At 68.7% G+C, this 19,595-nt stretch carries 12 protein-coding genes; 7 read left to right on the top strand and 5 right to left on the bottom strand.

The genetic code is table 11. The features are described from left to right. Positions 1-4: 4 nt before the first annotated feature. From ACFVYS_RS00800 to ACFVYS_RS00790, 3 genes are read right to left on the bottom strand one after another with little or no spacing between them, the layout of a single operon-like run. On the bottom strand, positions 5-883 hold the full coding sequence (locus ACFVYS_RS00800) for a DUF6339 family protein (protein WP_389497517.1): 879 nt from the start codon (positions 881-883) through the stop codon (positions 5-7). Further along, positions 880-1,875 (bottom strand): hypothetical protein, encoded by a 996-nt coding sequence (locus ACFVYS_RS00795; protein ID WP_389497515.1) that lies wholly within the window; start codon positions 1,873-1,875, stop codon positions 880-882. The genes ACFVYS_RS00800 and ACFVYS_RS00795 overlap by 4 nt, the downstream gene beginning before the upstream one ends. A gap of 3 nt (positions 1,876-1,878) precedes the next feature. Beyond that, positions 1,879-4,023, bottom strand: coding sequence for a helix-turn-helix transcriptional regulator (locus tag ACFVYS_RS00790; RefSeq protein ID WP_389497513.1), 2,145 nt, complete (start codon positions 4,021-4,023; stop codon positions 1,879-1,881). Between the two features lie 433 nt (positions 4,024-4,456). Between ACFVYS_RS00790 and ACFVYS_RS00785 the strand changes: the two genes are divergently transcribed. The 5 genes from ACFVYS_RS00785 to drmB all read left to right on the top strand — a co-directional run bounded on the left by ACFVYS_RS00785 (position 4,457) and on the right by drmB (position 16,558). Continuing rightward, positions 4,457-4,663, top strand: coding sequence for a hypothetical protein (locus ACFVYS_RS00785; RefSeq protein ID WP_389497511.1), 207 nt, complete (start codon positions 4,457-4,459; stop codon positions 4,661-4,663). Between the two features lie 129 nt (positions 4,664-4,792). Next, complete coding sequence (locus ACFVYS_RS00780) at positions 4,793-9,544, top strand: DEAD/DEAH box helicase (RefSeq protein WP_389497509.1); 4,752 nt, start codon at positions 4,793-4,795, stop codon at positions 9,542-9,544. Then, a complete protein-coding gene (locus ACFVYS_RS00775; protein ID WP_389497507.1) occupies positions 9,541-11,445 on the top strand; it encodes a UvrD-helicase domain-containing protein in 1,905 nt (634 codons plus the stop codon). Before ACFVYS_RS00780 ends, ACFVYS_RS00775 begins: the two co-directional genes overlap by 4 nt. Further along, positions 11,442-14,705, top strand: coding sequence for a helicase-related protein (locus tag ACFVYS_RS00770; RefSeq protein ID WP_389497505.1), 3,264 nt, complete (start codon positions 11,442-11,444; stop codon positions 14,703-14,705). The genes ACFVYS_RS00775 and ACFVYS_RS00770 overlap by 4 nt, the downstream gene beginning before the upstream one ends. Continuing rightward, positions 14,702-16,558, top strand: coding sequence for a DrmB family protein (gene drmB, locus ACFVYS_RS00765; protein ID WP_389497503.1), 1,857 nt, complete (start codon positions 14,702-14,704; stop codon positions 16,556-16,558). The genes ACFVYS_RS00770 and drmB overlap by 4 nt, the downstream gene beginning before the upstream one ends. A gap of 216 nt (positions 16,559-16,774) precedes the next feature. Here the strand turns inward: drmB and ACFVYS_RS00760 are convergent, their stop codons facing one another. Further along, complete coding sequence (locus tag ACFVYS_RS00760; protein ID WP_389497501.1) at positions 16,775-17,419, bottom strand: ATP-binding protein; 645 nt, start codon at positions 17,417-17,419, stop codon at positions 16,775-16,777. Positions 17,420-17,634: 215 nt separating this feature from the next. On the opposite strand from ACFVYS_RS00760, the gene ACFVYS_RS00755 reads away from it, so the two are divergent. Next, positions 17,635-18,483, top strand: coding sequence for a helix-turn-helix domain-containing protein (locus tag ACFVYS_RS00755; RefSeq protein WP_389497499.1), 849 nt, complete (start codon positions 17,635-17,637; stop codon positions 18,481-18,483). Then, on the top strand, positions 18,480-18,692 hold the full coding sequence (locus ACFVYS_RS00750; protein ID WP_389497497.1) for a DUF397 domain-containing protein: 213 nt from the start codon (positions 18,480-18,482) through the stop codon (positions 18,690-18,692). The genes ACFVYS_RS00755 and ACFVYS_RS00750 overlap by 4 nt, the downstream gene beginning before the upstream one ends. A 30-nt stretch (positions 18,693-18,722) precedes the next feature. Here the strand turns inward: ACFVYS_RS00750 and ACFVYS_RS00745 are convergent, their stop codons facing one another. Further along, on the bottom strand, positions 18,723-19,574 hold the full coding sequence (locus ACFVYS_RS00745) for a helix-turn-helix domain-containing protein (protein ID WP_389497495.1): 852 nt from the start codon (positions 19,572-19,574) through the stop codon (positions 18,723-18,725). Between the last annotated feature and the right edge of the window lie 21 nt (positions 19,575-19,595).

Below are 19,595 nucleotides of genomic sequence, written 5' to 3'. Positions count from 1 at the left end.
CCTCTCAGAGCTGGATGGTCCGACCTCTGACCGGGGCCGTCTCGAACAGATCGGTGAAGTACTCGACCAGCGCGGTCACCGACTTCTCCGGAGCCGGCTCCTCGGCGGGTCCGTCAGGCAGGTCGTGGCGCGGTACCGGGAGCGCGGACCCGGCGTCCGCGATCCACTGGCGGAGCGCCTCGGGGTCCCGCGGCTCGTCCGGGGCGAGCGCGTCGTACACCAAGGTGGCACCGGCGGTATTGATCGCCGCCACCAGGCCGTTGACCTCCCGAGTGCCGCTCACGACCCCCTGTTCCATCACCCGAACCAAGGCCTGAGCAGTGGGGCGGTGGTCGACCAGCTCCACGCGAAGCGCGTAGTGGAGGAGTTCCTGGTTGGAACAGGCCTTCACCACCGGCGAGTAGTCCCCACCGTTGCGGAACATCTCCGCCGCCCACCACAGCCGTGAGAAGCACTGCCGGTCGGGAGCGCCCTTGAAGCGCGCCGGGTTGATGCGAGGTTCGGCCCGACCCGCCGAGGACGTGATCAGGTGTCGCCACGCCACGTAGTCCGGCGCGACGGCAAGCGCGAGGTGGTTCCAGATCCTCTTGTCGGCGGCTTCCCGCCGGGTGAGACGCAGAGCGGCGTGCAGACGGGGGGCGAGCCAGGCGTCGGCGTCCGTCCGGTTGTCCTTGAACTGGTGCAACGCGTCGTCGACGAGCTCCCTGAGGGGTTCCACCAGCCACCGGGCGTCATCCTCGGGCAGCGGTTCGACGACCTTCGCCAGGTCGACACCCCCATGCCCCTGTATCCCCCGGAGAAGGTCCTCGGTGAGGAAGGGGTCGGCGGCCGTCGCGGAGAGCAGACCGAGCCGCTCGGGAAGGTGATGCGGCTGCTCGATCACCGGCTGTCCTCTCGGTTGTTCTGTTGGAGCGCGCGCAGTACGTGAGCCAGTGCCTGGCGGGCACCGGCGCGGCGCACGGCGGCGTAGTGCACACGGGTCTGGAGTTCCACCCATCCCGCGTCACCGGTCCGGCGACGGTGCACCTGACGGAGCGCCTCCTCGACGCTCAGGCCCGGCACCACGTCGGGGAGCATCTCCCGCAACACCTCTCCCCGCCAGTCTCCGGGGAAGACCGGCGAGCCGTCGGGCTCGACCTCCAGGTCGCCGACGGCACTGTGGAACACAGCCGTCCACACGTCCGTGGCCATCTGGGAGACCAGCAACTCGTGGACCTTGTTCTCCATCCCCCCGGTCTCGCCGCCGAGCAGATCTGAGAACCCCTCCACATCGGTGTTGACCATCACCAACGGCAACCGGCCCGAGGCGTCGACGATCCACGGCGCCTCTGCGTACGGGCGCAGCCACTCCCGGGCACTCTTGGAGAAGCTCGCCTGCTTCACGTCGAGTCGCAGGCCTCCGAGGGGCTCCTCGGCGGCCACGTCGACCGTCCACTGGACGTCGGTCTCGGTGATCGTCCTGCCTCGCACACCGTCGACCGTGGCCACGGCGTGGGCCGCCAGTTCGGCGCGGCCCACATGGTCGTCGCGGAGTACCTCGATCTGACCGGACCACTCCTTGCTGCCCGGGGCGTCCTGCCGCAGGTCGACCGTGGTTCGCACGTTGGTGTCACCGTCGGTGAGCACCGCCAGGACCTGCAGGTCGCTCCACGGGGCGTCGGGGTCGGTGGCGCCGGGAGGAAGAGTGGCGGACAGGCCGATCCTGCCGGTCACCCAGTCCTCGTGCTGCGCCACTCCCAGCGCCACGGTCCGCTGGGGTGTGGAGTATGCCGAGGTGTCCAGGTAGTCACGCGTGCCGTCGGGCAGCTTCAGGGAGACCGAGGTCACCCTCAGGGCAATGGGACGGTTGAGCCGCTTGTACGGATAGAACTTCATGCCTCACTCCCCCGTACCGGCACGGAGTTCGAGTACGAGCCGCGTGAGTTCGGTGCGGACCGGATGACTGGTGGGATCAGTCGATCCTCGGAAGACCGCACGACGGGCCTGCGGGGTGAAGCGGAGCGCGCCGTCCTCGACCTCGCATCCCTCCACGGCGACGAGTTCGGCCCAATCGAGCCGCGGGCGGCTGCCGGACCGGACGTCGAGAAGGACCACCGGTGTCATGGCGGGCAGTTCTTCGGCACGTGGCAACTTCACCTCGGCGGTGATCCGCCACTCCCGGCTCGCGCCGATCTCGGCGTGGAGTTCGTCGAGTTCCGGCAGGGTCGGCCCGGAGCCACGCTTCGTCGCGGCACTCTTGCTGGGGACCGTGAGCTTCTTGCGCAACTTGGCGCTCTCCTGTGATCCGGGCCGCTTCGGACGGACGACCAGTTCCTTCACAGCGGCGTTGACCTCGGTGGTCAATCTGGAGATGCGGTGGTGTGCGCTGTGGGACCAGCGAAGGGTCAGCTCCTCCGTCTGTCCCCAGCGGTCGTGCTCAGGTGGTTCCGCGGCGCGCAGGAACTCCTCGGCCTCCCCCGCGAAGGGTGCCGACTCCCCCGCCGCGTGACCCACCAGGAGAACGGCCTGGAACTGGGTGACGCCCAGGGGCAGACCGTGGACCGTCGACTTCTTGATGGTCATCCGGTTGCCACGCAGCGAGTGGACCTGGTTCGGCACGCCGTCCCTGTCCTCCGCCTCCGTGACCAGGAGCGCTCCCTGGTGCGTGCCGAGCGTGCCCGAACGGCCGCCGGACAAGGGGAGCCGGAGCGGAACGGCGCGGAGGGCCACCTGGCCGGCCTCGGTGAGCCGGTCCACTGTCGTCCCCTCGTAGAACGCGCGCAGCGCCCGGCTGCGCGAGGGCTGGGTGTCGGTGGGGTCGACCGCCTCCTCCTCTACGACCACTTCCCCGTTGCGATACGTGCGCACCGAGGTCTCCAACAGCGGAAGTCTGCTGCCGCCTCCGGTCATGGCCGCCCAGAAGTCCCGGCCCAGTGCCTCGACAAGACGTCGATGCATGACGCGAATGTCGCGAATCCCGTCGCCGTCGCCCGCGTTCCCGTCCTCGTCGTCCGAGTCCGTTCCGCCCTGCTCGAGGCTCGCCACGTCGTGGGCGCCGACGATGAGGAAGGACGTGCCCGGCTCGTCGTTGTCACGGGTGAGGTACAGGCGTTCGACCGTCTCCTCGTCGGCCCACCAGGAGCGGACCACCTCTGCGTTGTGCGTCTCGGGGTCGGGGCGACCCAGCCAAGCGGGGCCCGCGTACGGGGTGCCGTCGACGGAACGCCACGGCAGCTCCAGTCGTCCGATGACGCGGCGCTCGGTGCGACCTTCGTGCGGCACGGAGAGCGTGGAGTTCATGAGCACCATGCCCAGCGCGCTGGTGGCCCAGAGCGTCGCCTTGCCGAGACCGTAGGAACCGCCCGCGTCCCGCCCCGACTTGAGGCTCTCCAACTGCCTACGGACGACGGCCGCGAACTTGCCGTCTCCGTAGTCGTCGCCGGTGAGGCCGGAGGCGTTGTAGTCGTCGACCCGGAGAAGGATCAGGCGGCCCTTCTCGAACATGTCGCGCACGCCGGCGTCCACGACGCGGCCGACCTTCTGGTCGGCGGCGGACTCGGAGACCGCCGAGTAGTGCGGTCGGAGCTCGTCCCAGAGGACGGCGGCTCGGAACGCCTCCAGCTTCTCGCCGGTGAGTTCGTGGAGGGTGTAGCGCACCCGAACGGGTCGCCCGTTCTTCACGAGCCGCTCGTCAAGGCTGTTCTGGCAGGTCTCGCGCGCGAGAACCTGGACGTCCGCATCGAAAGCGAAGGCCGCGGCGTTTCCGCCGTCGCGGCCTCCGTCCTGGTATCCGGGTCGGTGGTACCAGGTGACCGGCAGGCCGGCCTGCGTGTCGGTGGTCCGGGTGTGCACGGTGCCCAGGTCCGTGCCGAGTGCCTTGGCGATCTCACCCATGACGGTGGGGCGCGGGACAGAGCGCCTGGTGATCCACGCCGAGACGGCGGCGCGGGTAAGTCCCAGTTCCTCCGCCAGCTCTGCCTGCGTCTTGTTCGCCAGCCTGAGCTGACGGGACAGCCACGGCCCGAACTCCTCACCGACCTCCATGGGGCCTCCCGCTCTCTGCCGTATGTCGTTGTGCCACAGTCATGGACAGGCTAATTTGACACCAGGACACACGTCAACTGGCGCTTGACGAGGCCCGATCAGACCTCGTGGACACGTACTCAGCCTGACCGATAAGACCGATTCAGGAGCTACCTCCATATTTGCCGCTTCGGCAGCAGACCGAGAGGTGGTACGGAGAATTCTCCGGCGTGAACCCCATCGCAAAGCGGAGAGGTCAACTCCGGTAACCCGTCGAGGAATTGGGGGTAGACCGAACGGGTGACGCACCCTAGGATCACGGCAGCGGAAAGTGTCCGCCTCATTCGGGAACTCCCGTGTGGCAACAGGTGAGTTATGCCCTCTTGTATTTTCACGGACCCGAACGTGCTTGCGGTGCGGGGGTCCTCGACATGCACCCAAGGACGTGGAATCCATGGAAGGCCATCCCGGCGAGACGGAATCTCCGCACCACTGTGCCCCTCATTCGATGCGTGAGATCAACTCGGTTCGCTTACAACTCGGTTTAGCCAGCTCCAATACAGAGAGAAAGCAGATTCTCGACTCGTTCGGTATGACGATCGAGGAATTCGACGAGCTCTTCGACCACCGTCCTGGACCCACCGGCCTCCGCGAGGCCTGACCCGCAACGGCGAGGTCACAGGGTCGCCGAACCACATCTACCCAGGTCGAACAAGCTCGGGCCACTCAACGCCCGACGTTCTCGCACGTGTTTCGTCATGCCATCTATCGCAGGAGCCGTGAAGAAGCAATGTCCGATTCCTCATCATCGGTCATCCGCACCGTCCTCGAACAGTCCTCCCGCGTCCTGCAGACGTACGAGGTCGACCCCGGCCTCATTCCCGAGCATGCCAACGGCGAGCGTCGCATCACTCAGGGCGGATACGGCGACCGCCAACTCTTCGAACTCGTACAGAACGCGGCCGACGAGATCGCGAACGAGCCCGGAGGGAGCGTCCACGTCGTTCTCACCGAGACGCACCTCTACTGCGCCAACGAGGGGTCCCCTGTCACTCCCGTGGGCGCGGAAACAATTCTCCGAATGAGTATGTCGCGCAAGCGAGGCGGCCAGATCGGCCGATTCGGCGTGGGTGTGAAATCCGTTCTGGTCGTCACCGACACTCCACAGTTCTTCAGCAGAACCGGTGACTTCGGATTCGACCGCGTATGGGCGCTGGAGAAGATCCGGTCGGTCCCCGGCGTCCTGAAGCACCTGGGCGAGCGGTTCGAGGCACCGGTGCTACGGATGGCTCGCCCCCTCGACGCGGCCGCCGAACGCGCCCAGGACCCCGACCTCGACGAGTTGCTCGGCTGGGCCACCACCGTCGTCCGCCTGCCACTGCTCCCCGGCGCCGCCGGCAAGTTGGCGCTGGACATGCACGGCGGGCGGACCACTGCCGGGGCGGTACGCGAGGAGTTCCCGCTCGGATTCCAGCTGCTCTCCCCGCACGTGGCCAAGGTCGTCCTCGAAGACCGCCGACCTCGCCCGGCCATCCGGCGCGTGCTGACGACAGAGCGCACCGGGAACCTGCACACCGTGGTGGAGGAGCGGACGGGGAGGCCGACGGTCAGCGCCCGCTGGCGAGTCTTCTCCACCACGCACGAGCCGGGTCCCACGGCCCGGGCCGACGCCGGAGAACTGCACGACCGACTCGCCCTGGGCCTCGCCTGGGCGGTGCCCGCACTGGAGAAGGACGAGAAGACCGGGCTGCACGTCAGCCCGCAGTCGCGCGGGCGGGGGCGCTTCTGGTCCTTCTTCCCCACCAAGTACGAGATGTCCCTGAGTGGCATCCTCAACGGTGCCTGGAAGACCAACGAGGACCGTCAGAATCTTCTCGACTCCTCCGCGTTCAACGAGGAGATGGTGAAGGTCTCCGCGTCGCTGGTGGTCGACTCACTGCCCGGTCTGGCGCCCGCCGAAGACCCGGCCGCGTACCTCCCGCTGCTGCCTGGCCGTGTGAAGGAGGCGATCAGCTGGGCGGACGAGTTCCTGACCCGGGAGATCTGGGAGCGGACGGCTGTCCGTCCATCTCTCCCCGACCAGGAGGGCGCGCTGCGCGTCCCCACCGAGCTGCACGTCCCACCGCGTCTCGACAAGGACCGGCACGCGGGCTGGCTGCGGATGTGGCACGAGACGCCCGGGCGCCCGTCGGACTGGCTGCACCCGAACGCCGAGGTCGACCCGCTGCGTTCGGGAAAGGTCGAGCACATCCTCGGTGCGGCCGGGCACAAGCGGTCCGACGTGCGCACATGGCTGGAGGCCCTCGTGGAGTGCGGCACCGCCGAGGCGTCCGCGACCGCGATCCGCATCCTCGCCGACATGGTCGAGTCCCGGTCGCCGTACGCCGATGACGCCCGCAAGGCGAAGATCGTCCTCACGGAGGAGCACGGCCTGGTCCCCCCTGTCCCCGGTCAGGTGTTCCGTCGCGCCGACGAGGACGGGCTGCGGGAGTCCCTGGTCTACGTCGTCGGCGAGATCGCCCAAGACCAAGGACTTGCCTCGGCACTCAACGTGCTCGGCATCCGGGAGGCGGACGTCGAGGGCCGGTTCATCAGCGTGCTCGACCAGGGCTTCGGCGGCTACGGCCCCACCGAATGGGAGCGTTTCTGGGATCTGTTCCGCCAGGCCGGCGGTCACCGACTGACCCACACGGTGCTCCAGAACGTGTCGAACGTCGGCGCGACCCTGCGCGTGCGGACGGCGGACGGGAAGTTCCGGCCGGTGCGCGACTGCATGCTGCCCGGCGTGGTCGTCGACGCGGGACGCGACCCCGGTATCGCCGTCGACATGCGGTTCCACTCCGACGACCTCGCATTCTTCCGGGAGATCGGTCTGCGGGAACGACCGTCGACCTCGGTGCGTCCGGAAGGCGAGAACTGGTTCGAGGAGTATCGGGAAGCGGTCCACGCGGCCTATCTGCGCAGCCTGGACCAGCGGGCTCCCCGCCCGGCCCTCAACCGCATGAAGGTGGAGGGTTCCGCGATCGGTGGCCCGCTGCACCTCTTCCGGTCGCTGTCCGAGGAGTCCCGTGCGGCCTTCCTGAAAGCGCTGCCGGACGACGCCGTCGTCGACAGCTGGACACGCCAGATCGGCGCGCAGTCGAGTACCCGGCAGGCAGTGATGTCGCCGATCCGCTGGATGCTCAGGAAGTACGGAGCCGTCTCGACCTCCCAGGGAGTCAAGCCGCTGGCCGAAGCGGTCGGTCCCCAGCTCGCCGCCTACCGTGACGTCCTGCCGGTCGCCGACATCTCCCCCGAGAAGGCGCGCAAGCTGCGCCTGCCCATCACGGTCGACGAGGTCCCGGCCGCACGCTGGGAGACTCTCCTCTCGGAGGTGACCCGGAGCGAGGACGACGCCTTCGTCGGCAACACCTACGTCATGCTCACCCGGTTCGGGGCCGACTTCCCCGAGGATGCGCTGACCCGCTGCCGGATCGGTGACACCTGGGACACCCGTCCCGACGACGAGATCACCGTCGCCGTCGGGACGACCGAGTACCGGGCATTGCGCGCAGAACAGCTTCCCGCCCTGCTCGTGGCGACCGCGGAGGACGCCGAGCTCATGATCGAGAAGTGGAGTATGAAGCGTTACGCCGAGGCCATCACCCGGGAGACCCGCGAGGTCCCGGACGGCGACCCGGTCCCGCTCGTGGAGCTGTATCCCGCCCTGCGCCAGCGACTCAGCAGCGGCAACCGGAACAGCCTGGTGCAGCGGTGCCGAGAGCTGGAGGAGGTGACCCGGACGCCGAACGCAGCGAAGACCCGTCCTCTGGACGCGGTGCGCCAGGGCACCACCGTCAAGGTCCGCGTCCCCCTGGAGCCCGAGCCGATGCTCCGCCTGATCGACCGTGAGCTGGAACTCGGACTGGGCACGGACGGTTGCAGAGCCGTCCTGGAACGCCAGGAGCAAATGGTTCGGGACAGCGCGATGAAGGCCGCTCTGAAGGCCGTGCGAGACGCCGATGACGTGGTCACCAAGATCGAGCTGCTGATCGGTGCCGAGGCCCTGCGGTCCGGTCTCCCCGAGGGACTGATGGAGGCCGAACTGGAGGCGACCGGCGGCGAGGAGCCGTCCGGGCAGCGGATCGCGCAGATGGCCTTCAACGCACGTGGCGACAGAGTGCTCCACCACCACGCACGGGACATTCAGGCCGGGTTCCCCCACGCCCCGGTCGGATACGGAGGAGCGTCGGCCGCCATCGCCTTCGTGTCGAGCCTCGGACTACCGGTGACCTTCGCCGGATCACGAACGCCGTCGCCGCCCGTGTTCGAGACCATCGACGGTCCGAGGGACTTCCCCGGCCTCCACGGGTACCAGGAGGACCTGGTCCGCAACATCACCACATTGCTCGACCGCCTGGCCCCGCAGCGCGCCATGTTGTCCCTGCCCACCGGCGCCGGTAAGACGCGTGTCACCGCCGAGGCCGTGATCCGTTGGGTGAAGCGGGTCGGCGAACTGCGGGGACCGTTGCTGTGGATCGCGCAGACCGAGGAGCTCTGCGAGCAGGCCGTACAGAGCTGGAAGTTCGTATGGAGCAAGGTGGGGGCGGAGCGACCCCTCGCCATCAGTCGACTGTGGAGCGGCAATGAGGTCGGGGAGGTCGAGGGACACCCGCATCTGGTGGTGGCCACGGACGCCAAGTTGGAGCGGTGCCTGGGGACCGAACAGTACGAGTGGCTACTCGAGGCCTCACTGGTGATCGTGGACGAGGCCCATACTGCGATCTCCCCGCGATACACCGACATCCTGGGCAAGTTGGGGCTCACCCAGTACGAGACCCGTCGTCATCTGCTCGGCCTGACCGCCACCCCGTACCGCAACACCAACGAGGAGGAGACCAAGCGGCTGGCCGGCCGCTTCGGCCGGCGTCGTCTCGACGAGGGTGTCTTCCCCTCCGGAGAGCCTTACCGGGACCTCCAGGAATGGGGGATGCTCGCGCAGGTGGAGCACCGCACCCTCGAGGGTGGCAGCATCGAGCTGACCCGCGACGAGAAGATGCAGGCCGAGCGCATGGCCATGCTCTCCCGCTCCGCCGAGCAACGCCTCGCGGAGGACCACGCGCGCAGCCGTCGGATCGTCGACGAGGTCGCCGGCCTTCCCGGGGACTGGCCGACCCTGCTCTTCGCCACCTCCGTGGACCACGCCAACTACCTGGCCGCCCTGCTGAACGATCGGGGAGTGTCCGCCGCCGCCGTGGACTCGACGACCAGCACGCAGGACCGACGCCGACGCATCGAGGACTTCCGCGCGGGACGCATCCGAGTCCTCGCCAACTACGGGGTGCTGACCCAAGGGTTCGACGCCCCCGCCACCCGCGTCGTGGTGGTCGCCCGCCCGGTCTACAGCACCAACGTCTACCAGCAGATGATCGGCCGGGGCCTGCGCGGCAAGAGGAACGGCGGCAAGGAATCCTGCCTGATCCTCAACGTCAGCGACAACATCGCCAACTTCGACACCCAGCTCGCGTTCACCCAGTTCGAACATCTCTGGAGCCGCAAGTGACCGACGTCTACCTCGACAGCCCCCCGCTCACCGACGAGCAGCGGGCCGTGGTCGATCAGCCCTGGGACGCGCGTGTCCTGGTCACGGCGGGAGCCGGGGCGGGGAAGACGCACACCCTGGTCCGCCGGCTCGACGCACTGTGCGGTCATGAGGACCCGGAGGGGGCGTTGGAGGCCGCCGAGATCCTGGTGCTCACCTTCTCCCGCGCCGCCGCCCGCGAGCTGCGCGAGCGGATCGCCCGGCACGGCGAACGCGCCCGGCGGGTGCGCGCGCAGACCTTCGACGCGTGGGCGTACGCCGTGCTCCACCGGATCCATCCTGACGGCGACTGGACGGCGACCGGCTTCGACGAGCGGATCGCCGCCGCGACCGACGCCGTCGAGAAGGGCGCGCTGGAGGTCTGCGACGCCGTCCCCCCGGCCCATGTCGTGATCGACGAGGTGCAGGACCTGCTGGGCGCGCGACGCGAGCTCGTGGAGACGCTGCTCGACCGATACCAGGACAGCTGCGGCTTCACCGTCGTCGGGGATGCGGCCCAGTCCGTCTACGGCTTCCAGATCGCGGACCCGGGCGAACGCGCGGACGAAACCGGCAGGTTCTTCGACTGGCTGCGTTTCTCGTACCCCGATGACCTGGTGGAGCTGCGCCTCACCAAGAACTTCCGAGCCACCACCGCCGAGGCCCGGATCGCGCTGGCCCACGGCCCCTGCCTCCAAACGCTCACCAACCCGGACGAGGCGGGATCGCTCTACCACGAACTGCGCGACCTGCTCCTGGACCCGGCGAACGGCATGGGCGACCTCACCGACGAGTTCGCCCTGGCCGGTCTGCGGAACCTCTCCGACACCTGCGCCGTCCTCACCCGCGACAACAGGGAGGCTCTCGTGGTCTCCGAACTGCTGCACGCGCACGGAGTCGAGCACCGGCTGAGACGTCCGCTCGAAGACCGTCCCGTTCCGTACTGGGTGGGTGAGTTGCTGCGTCGTACAGAGGCGACCGGTCTCACCGAGGACCGCTTCCGGACCATGCTCGCCGAGATCCCCCTGCCGTTCCGGCCGGACGCGTCGACGCTGTGGACCGTCCTGAGGCGGGTGGCCCGCGGGTCCGCGCGGGGTGTGCTCGACCTCGACCGACTGCGGCACGCGGTCGCGGGTGGCAGATTCCCGGACGAGGCGGCCGACCCCGAGACCGCCCGGATCGTCGTCTCGACCGTCCACCGGGCCAAGGGACTTGAGTTCGACCGGGTGATCCTCCTGACCCCTCCCAGCGCCGAGGAACTCGGCCGGCGGTACACGGACGACCTGGACCTGCCCGCCGAGGCACGTGCCCTCTACGTGGCGATGACCCGTGCCCGACAGGACCTCTACCACGTGAAGTCCCCGGAGCTGCCGCACTTCGGGCGGACGGGCAAGCGGGGCGACGGCCGGCGCTACCTCGGTGGCTGGCAGGCGTACAAGCGATTCGGCATCGTCGCCGAGGCGGGCGACGTGGATCGGGACGACCCGCCGTGCGCCGAGGGGGATGCAGGTGACGTCCAGGCTTACCTGTTGGAGCGGGTCGCACCCGGGCACGCCGTCGTGCTGCGCAAGCGGCACGACATGCCCATGGGCGAGTCGCAGAGCCCGCCCTACGCCCTGCTGCACGAGGGGCGGGAGATCGGGGAGGCCTCGCGGCGGTTCCGCGAGGACCTGTTCCGGGTGCAGAAGGTGAACAGGACGTGGGCGCCTTCTTGGCCCGCCGAGATCCACGGCCTGCGGATCGACACCGTGGAAACCGTGACGGGCAGCACCGCGGCCGGCGCCAACGCCGGTCTCGGCGACCGGGGCGTGTGGATCGCCCCCAGGATCACCGGCGTCGGACGGTACCGGTGGACGGACAACGACGAGGAGCAGAACACGTGACGAACGGGGCGGACGGGCACGCCGAGCACTACCGCGTGCGGGACGAAGACCTCCTCGTGGGCCTCCGCCGTGAACTCCTCGGCCCCGCCGAGGACGCGGACAAGGACGACCGGGACGAGATCCTCACCCAGGACACACCCATCGACCGCTACCCGACCGGGGTGCTGTACCCGGGTTCGGCGGACAAGGGCGCGGCAGAAGCACGGAAGGAGGAGGCCGACGAACAGGACGGCCTGGACGCCGCGCCGGTGCTGACCCGCGACAGTGCGGAGGAGTCCGGTGCGGAGCGGGACCCGGGCCGGCCCGGAGACCGTCGGCCCTCGTCCATGGGCCTGACCTTCGCGGTCGACCCGACGATAAGCGGGACGATCACGGTCTCGACACGCGCCGCCGCTTACCGTCCGACCGACGCGGACGGCAGGCCGGTCGAAGCACGCAGGGCCGAAGCCCGCACCTTGTCCGCCCAGCGGGAGCACTGGCAGCGGGAGGAACTCGACCTCCCGGACCACACGATCGACGTCACCGTGCCGGGCAGCGGCGTACGGGCCCGGCTGCACACGGACAGGAAGCTCGACCTGCACGCGATCGTCCGTCGCCCCGACCCGCGATCGGGAACGGTGAGCGTCACCGTGACCCTGATCAACGCGGAACAGGTCGGCAAGTACGACCTGAAGGACGCGTTCTCCCTGTTCCAGTGTGGTCTCCGGGTCCGCGCCGCCAATGGCTCCACCGCGTTCGTCGAACGCTCCGCCAGGACGACCTCCCACGACCCGGAGATCGCCACGAGCCGCCTGCTGCACCGGCACGCGCCGACCTTCGCCGTCGGGCACGGCTGCTCGGCGGAATGGGACTGGACGCCGCCGCCCATCGGGGTGACCGACACGACCGAGGGCGGCATACCCGAGGTGCGCAGCCAGTTCGTACCGTCCGTGGAGGTACTGCTCACCGACTCCAACCCTGAGATCGACAACTCGGCGCTGTCCATGCTGGGGCTGGCGGAGAAGCCCGACGCCGAGGTCCTGGCCGCGCTGGAGAATCTCGCCTCGGGGTACGAGCGGTGGATCGACCGCAAGCGGACCGAGGCCGAGGCCCTGACCGGCACTCACCACGAGGAGGCCGCGCGCAACCAGGTGACGGCCTGCCACGAGGCTCTCGGACGTATCCGTGAGGGGATCGAGCTGCTGCGGACCAAGCCCGACGTGATGCGGGCGTTCCGTCTGGCCAACCGGGCCATGGCCGACCAGCGCGCGCGCAGCGACTGGGTACGGAAGGGACGGGTCGGCAAGCCCGACCTGGCCAAGGGGCAATGGCGCCCGTTCCAGATCGCTTTCGTACTGCTCTGCCTGGCGGGCGTCGACGACCCCGGGCACGACGACCGTGAGCTCTCCGACCTGCTCTGGTTCCCCACCGGTGGTGGCAAGACGGAGGCCTATCTCGGCCTGATCGCGCTCACGTCGTTCCTGCGCCGCATCCGTAAGGGAGACGCGGGCGGCGGGGTCACGGTCATCATGCGGTACACGCTGCGACTGCTCACCCTTCAGCAGTTCGAGCGTGCGGCGATCCTGCTCTGCGCGATGGAGCAACTGCGTCGCCACACATCTGAGTTGGGAGACGAGGAGTTCTCCGTCGGCATGTGGGTGGGCCGTTCAGCCACCCCCAACACGCTGGCCGAGGCCGACAAGAAGCTCGACGAGCTGCGGCGGGACCTCGGCAAGCGACTCGCCACGGAGAACCCCGTTCAGTTGCACGCCTGTCCGTGGTGCGGCGAGCGGCTCGACGCACGCGACTACGACGCCGACGTCGAGGCCGCAAGGATGTTTGTCCGCTGCCCCGGCGAGGACTGTGACTTCGCCGACGGCCTGCCCGTTCACCTGGTCGACGAGGCGGTTTACGCCGCCCGGCCGACGCTGGTGATCGCCACCGTCGACAAGTTCGCGTCGATGCCGTGGCGCCCGGCCACCGCGGCGCTGTTCAACCGGGACGACACGAACGATCCCACGCCGCCGCCGGAGTTGATCGTCCAGGACGAACTCCACCTGATCTCGGGCCCATTGGGAACCTTGACCGGCCTCTACGAGACGGCGGTGGACGCCCTCGCCGACAAGCCCAAGGTCATCGCCTCCACCGCGACCATCCGCCGCGCCGAAAGCCAGGGCAAGCACCTCTTCGCCCGTGGCGTGCGCCAGTTCCCGCCCGCCGGGCTGGACGCGCGCGACTCGTGGTTCGCCGTGGAGACCCCTCGCGAGGAGAAGGCGAGTCGCCGCTACGTCGGCCTCCTGGCCCCCGGCACCAGCCAGTCCACGCTGCTGATCCGCACGTACGCCACCCTGCTGCATCGGGCGATGCACGCGGACACCGAGGACGACAGGGTGAAGGACACGTACTGGAGCCTCGTGGGCTACTTCAACAGCCTGCGGCTGCTCTCGGCCGCGGAGTTGCAGGTCCACGACGACGTGGTGGCTTACCTGGAGCTGCTCGCCGAGCGCGAAGGGAAGGAGGTCCGACAGATCGCCAACTACTCGGAGCTGACGAGCCGTGTCGACGCCAGCGAGATCCCGACCCGCCTCAAGCGTATCGAGAAGCGATACCCCGACGAGGACGTCGTGGATGTCATGCTCGCCACCAACATGATCGCGGTCGGTGTGGACGTCGACCGCCTCGGTCTCATGGCCGTGATGGGTCAGCCGCAGACCACGGCGGAGTACATCCAGGCCACCAGCCGCGTCGGTCGCGCACACCCAGGGTTGGTGGCGGTCATGCTCAACTCCGCCCGGTCCCGAGACCGTTCGCACTACGAGAGCTTCCAGCACTTCCACTCGGCTCTCTACCGGGAGGTCGAATCGACCTCCGTCACCCCGTTCTCCGCGCGCGCCCGCGACCGGGGCCTGCACGCGGTGATCGTGGCCCTGGCCCGCATCCTGATCCCGGCCGCCCGCCCCAACGACGGTGCCGCCAAAGTCGAGTCGTACGAGGACGTGCTCAAGGACGAGGTGAAGCGCATCGTCCTCGACCGTGTCGCAGCGGTCGACAGCAAGGAGACCGCCGCCGTGTCCCTGGCGTTCGACGAATTCGTGGACTGGTGGTGCGAAGAGGCCGACTACCACAGCGGCCTGCTCTTCGAACCCCGGCGAGGCAACCGCTCCCCGTCGATCTTGAAGTCGTACGACGACGAGACCGAGGACCGCGAGGCATGGCCCACGCTGTGGAGCCTGCGCGACGTCGACGCCGAGTCCGCACTGTTCATGGAGGGAAACCGATGACCCCGCCCCCCGCCCGCCGCCGCCGTACGGGCCAGAGCGGCGCGCCGGCCCACAACCTGCCCCGGCGGGGCTCGTTCCGCCGCGCCCAGGCCATCACCACCTACGGAGTCGGCTCGCTCATCGCGGTCGACCAGGAGTCCTTCGTCGTCTCGGGCCTGGACGACGCCGAGAAGAGCTGGCGGTCTGACGAAGCTCCCCGGATCCACGAACGGCGGCTGGCCCGCCTACTCGGCGTCGGCTACTTCCGGCTGCCCCCCGCGTCCGGCGACGACAGCAAAGACGGTATGCGGGTCCGGCGGTTCCCCCAGATGCACTCCTGCCCCGACTGCGACGAACTGCAGCGACACCGCGATTTCAACCCGCCGGAGGGGCGCAGCGTCTGCGGCACCTGCGAGGTCGACCTGGTCCCCTCCCGCTTCGTCGTCGCCTGCGAGGACGGGCACCTCGACGAGTTCCCGTACTGGCACTGGGTCCACCGGTCCACCGAACCGGGGGTCACCGCAGGACGGTGCGGCGGGAAGCTCCGGCTGCGTTCGTCGGGTCGCACGTCCTCGCTCCGCTCGATCGTCGTCTCCTGCGACTGCGTCCCGAAGCCCGAGGTCTCGATGGAGGGCTCCTTCCGCAAGGAGGCACTCAAGGACCTCGGACTCAGGTGCCAGGGCGCTCGCCCCTGGCTGGGCGATTCGGCCAGGGAGAGGTGCGGGCTGCCCCTGCGCACCCTCCAGCGCGGCTCTTCCACCGTGTGGCAGCCGGTGTTGAGGTCTGCGCTGTCCATCCCGCCGTGGAGCGACGGCCGTTCGGACCCGCTCGCCGAACACTGGGACGCGCTGCGCGAGTGCGCCGACCGCAGTGAGGTGGCGGGGTACCTCAAGGCCGTCCTCAAGGGCAAGGCGCCCATCCCGTTGGACGTGGTGATGACGCTCCTGGACGCGGAGCGCGAGGAGGACCCCGACGGCGACACGGCTCCCACCTTCGACCACCGCTATCGCGCTCTACGCAACAAAGAGTACGAGCGTCTCCGCGCCGGCAACGAGGAGAGCGAGCACACCCGCGACGAGCAGTTCCTCTGCGAGCCTCCGACGGGCGACACGGCCGTGCTGAAGCCGCTCGGCGTCACCGACCCGATGCTGGTCAAGCGGCTCCGCGAGGTGCGCGCGCTGAAGGCCTTCACCCGGCTCGCCGACCCGGACTCGTCCACCGGCACGAAGGAGGTGCCACTCGCCGGCGGTCCTCTGCCGTGGCTCCCGGCCATGGAGGTCCGTGGCGAGGGCGTGTTCCTCCGTCTGGACGAGGAACGACTCGGCTCCTGGGAGCGAACAGTCGGCGTGGCGGCCCGCGCTGAACGTCTGCGCGCGTCCCATCAGCGGGTGTTGGAGGAGCGGGCGGGCGATCGCCGCGAGGCCGTCCGGTCCCCCGCCTCCCCCCGCATGGTGCTGCTCCACACGCTGGCCCATGTGCTCATCAACGAGTGGAGTCTGGAAGCGGGTTACCCGGCGGCGGCGCTCCGCGAGCGTCTGTACGCGGACGAGGACATGGCCGGGGTCCTGATCTACACGGCGACGAGCGACTCGGCGGGCAGTCTCGGCGGCCTGGTCGCACAGGGCGAACCGCACCTGCTGGACCACACGGTCCGCTCGGCCGTCCGCCGTGCCGAGTGGTGCTCCAGTGACCCGCTCTGCATGGAGAGCGGCGTGTCCGGCACCGGTGGTACGAACATGGCCGCCTGTCACGCCTGCGTGATGCTCCCGGAGACGAGCTGCGAGCACAACAACGTCCTGTTGGACCGAGCGCTGCTTGTCGGAACCCCGGAAGATCCTGAACTCGGCTTCTTCGCCGGCGTACTGGAGCAGTGACGCCGACGGGCCATGGGGAAATCGACGCGCGACGGCGCTCCCGACCGCGCGCAGATCTCCACAGGGGCGGGGACGGACACGGTGGCTGACGCTACGGTTCCGGTCCCCGCCTCGGCAGCCGTGCACGTGGTGGCGCAGCGAGCAGTGGCTTGTCGCCATGGGGCGGGCTTGCCCGACCAGGGCGGGAGTATCAGGTGGGCCAGGCACTCGACATGCTCAGACCCCGTCACCACGGCTGCCCAGTTCGGCGTCGCAGCGCGCCTGAGCACGATCCAAGGCTTCGTCCACATCGCAGCCGTGCGCACGAAGCCAGTGAAGGAAGTCCGTGATGACTGTGATCATCGATTCCTCGGCCACGGCTCTCCCCAATTTGCCCGGGCCGGGCCGCAGAAGCGGTTTCGCACCCGCGTAGCACTCCAACAACGCCTCGGCCCGCCGCACGCCGGGGCCTTCCATGTGTCTGTTCGGCGAGGCGAGCCCCGTGGCCAGTTCACACCACGTGACCTTCCGGTCGAGACGGAGCTGGACGCCCCAGCAAGCGGCGACCGCGTCGACCAACGCCATGCCCCGCCCGCCCTCCGCGTCGACGTTCGCGTCGAGGAGGGTGGGCAACGCCCGCGTGTCGGGGTCGTGGACCTCGATGCGCAGGCGAACGCCACTCATCGACACCGCGAGCGTGGCCGGAGTCCCGGGGCCGACGTGGGTGATGACGTTGGACACCAGCTCGCTCATGCAGAGCTGGGCGTCGTCGACGACGTCCTGGAGGCCCCAGATGCCCAGATGCAGCCGCAGGATCCGGCGCAGGGCTGCCACTTCCGTCGGCACGGCAGTGAAGTCAAGGTCCCACGGTTTGCGCGTCATGCAGGCGTGCTGACCCATGAGGAGCCCTTTCGTCGCAGGTGACACCCCATGGAGACACACAGCGTCACAGGGAATCACGATGAGTTGCGTTGCCTCAGAGTGCATCCTGCGAATCCCCCCGTGCAATGTGCACGGCGAGAATCCCACTTCTGAGTGATTGGCAACCGTGCCCCTTGGCCTGAGACTGAACGTCCGCTATCCAAAACGGGGTTGAAATGGCCGGATCACCAACGGCACGCCGTCGCCGTCTCTCGATCGAGCTGAAGAAGCTCCGGCAACAGTCGACACTCACCTGCGCGCAGGTGGGGGCCAGCCTCGACTGGAGCGGTTCCAAGGTCAACCGTTTGGAGACGGGCAGCGGCCGGGTCCAGCCGTCGGACATCGACGCCCTCTGCCGGTTCTATGACACCAGCGAGGAACTGCGGGAGTTTCTCAAGTCGTTGGCCCGGCAGGCCAAGGTGCGCGGCTGGTGGCAGGTGCACGGCTCAGGTGTGCCGGAGTGGTTCAACATCTACATCGGCCTGGAGCAGGAAGCCTCGACCTTCCGGCAGTACCAGTGCGAGTTGTTGCCCGGCCTCATGCAGACCCACGCGTACATCTCTGAACTGCACAAGACCGGTGGGCACATGTCCGCCGAGGACATCGGCAGGGCTGTACGGGTTCGAATGGAGCGTCAAGGCATGCTGAGGCGGTCCGACGCTCCCGAATCCTGGTTCATCGTGAACGAAGGTGCGCTGCACAACGTCGTCGGGGACCGGTCGTTGATGCGCGAGCAGATCGAACATGTCCTGGAAGTTGCCCAGTTGCCCGCCGTCACGCTTCAGGTCCTCCCCTTCGACTCCGGCACCTGTCCGGCTACCGGCTCATTCACCATGCTGGGCTTCCCCGCGCCGGAAGACCCCGACATCGTCTACCGCGACGGAATCACCGATGCCGTCTACTTGGAGGGCGAGCATCATGTTCGTGAGTACACCCGAGCGTTCGACGGTCTGCGAGCCGCGGCTCTGAGTCCTCATCGCTCGGCCCGGTTGATCGAGACGGTCTTGAAGGGATACGCCACGTGAGCGTTGCTGTGACCAGTGAGAAGAGACGGTCGGCGTGGTTCACGTCGTCGTACAGCAATGGGGCGGGGGGAGAGTGCGTCGAGTGCGCGCTGACGGATGACGGCGCGCTGGTGCGCGACTCGAAGAGTACGGGAGGGCCCGAGATCGCCGTACGAAGCGGGGCTTGGTTCTCCTTCCTGCGTGCCGTGAAGCGCGATACCGAGGCCTGACGCACCTGAGGTGCTGCCCGTTGTGGACTACTACTGCAGCGCCTCGATCGCCCGCAGTATCAGAGCGCGGGCATCCGCGCCGTAGACGGCCATGCGGCGCAACCGCTCGAAAGCCTTGATGTACAGGGCGATCTCCGACGGCTGGGTGATGTTCACCTCGGCGGAGATCAGCTCAACGGACACGAGGGTGTCGTCGTGGACGTCGAACGTCTCCTGCGGCCAGAGCGTCCGTTCGCGGGTCGACATCGGGATGACGCCGAGGGACACCGCCGGGAGCGCCCCGGCGGTCAACAGGTAGCCGAGCTGCGCGGCCATCGCGTCCGCGTTGCCGAGCTGGTAGTACAGCACTGCCTCTTCGACGACCATCACGAAGCGGTGGCCGGGCTCGTGGATGATCCGGGAGCGCTGGAGGCGTGCCGACGCGGCTTCGGCCGCGTCGTCGGGGACGTCGAGAAGGCGTGCGTTGGTGCTCAGCAGTGCCCGCGCGTAGCCCTCTGTTTGCAGCAGCCCGGGCACCAAGACCGGGGAGTACGTGCGCAGCAGGTCCGTCGCCCGGTAGAGCTCCACGTAACTGTCCTGGAGCTTGCGAAGTCCCGCCCGCACGCGTTGTCGCCGCTCGCGGTAGAGGGACTCCGCGTCCTGGGAGGCCGCGATCAGATCATTGGCCTGGTCCTCGGCGCCGGTCGCACCGCACCACGAGCGGATGTCCGCGGGGGACGGGGGCGTCCGGGCGTTTTCGATCCTGGACGTCTTGGCGTGGTGCCAATGGCATTGCGAGGCCAGCTCGGTGACCGTGAGGCCGGCGTTCCTCCTCAGGTCGCGTAGGCGTCGAGCCACGTTCTCGCGTGCGGCCTGGGCGGAGGAGGACGGGGAGATGGACATGAGCTGGCCAGGGATGCTTTC

Source organism: Streptomyces sp. NPDC058295, assembly GCF_042880655.1.
Lineage (GTDB): Bacteria > Actinomycetota > Actinomycetes > Streptomycetales > Streptomycetaceae > Streptomyces > Streptomyces coriariae.
This window is presented reverse-complemented; position numbering and strand designations above follow the sequence as displayed.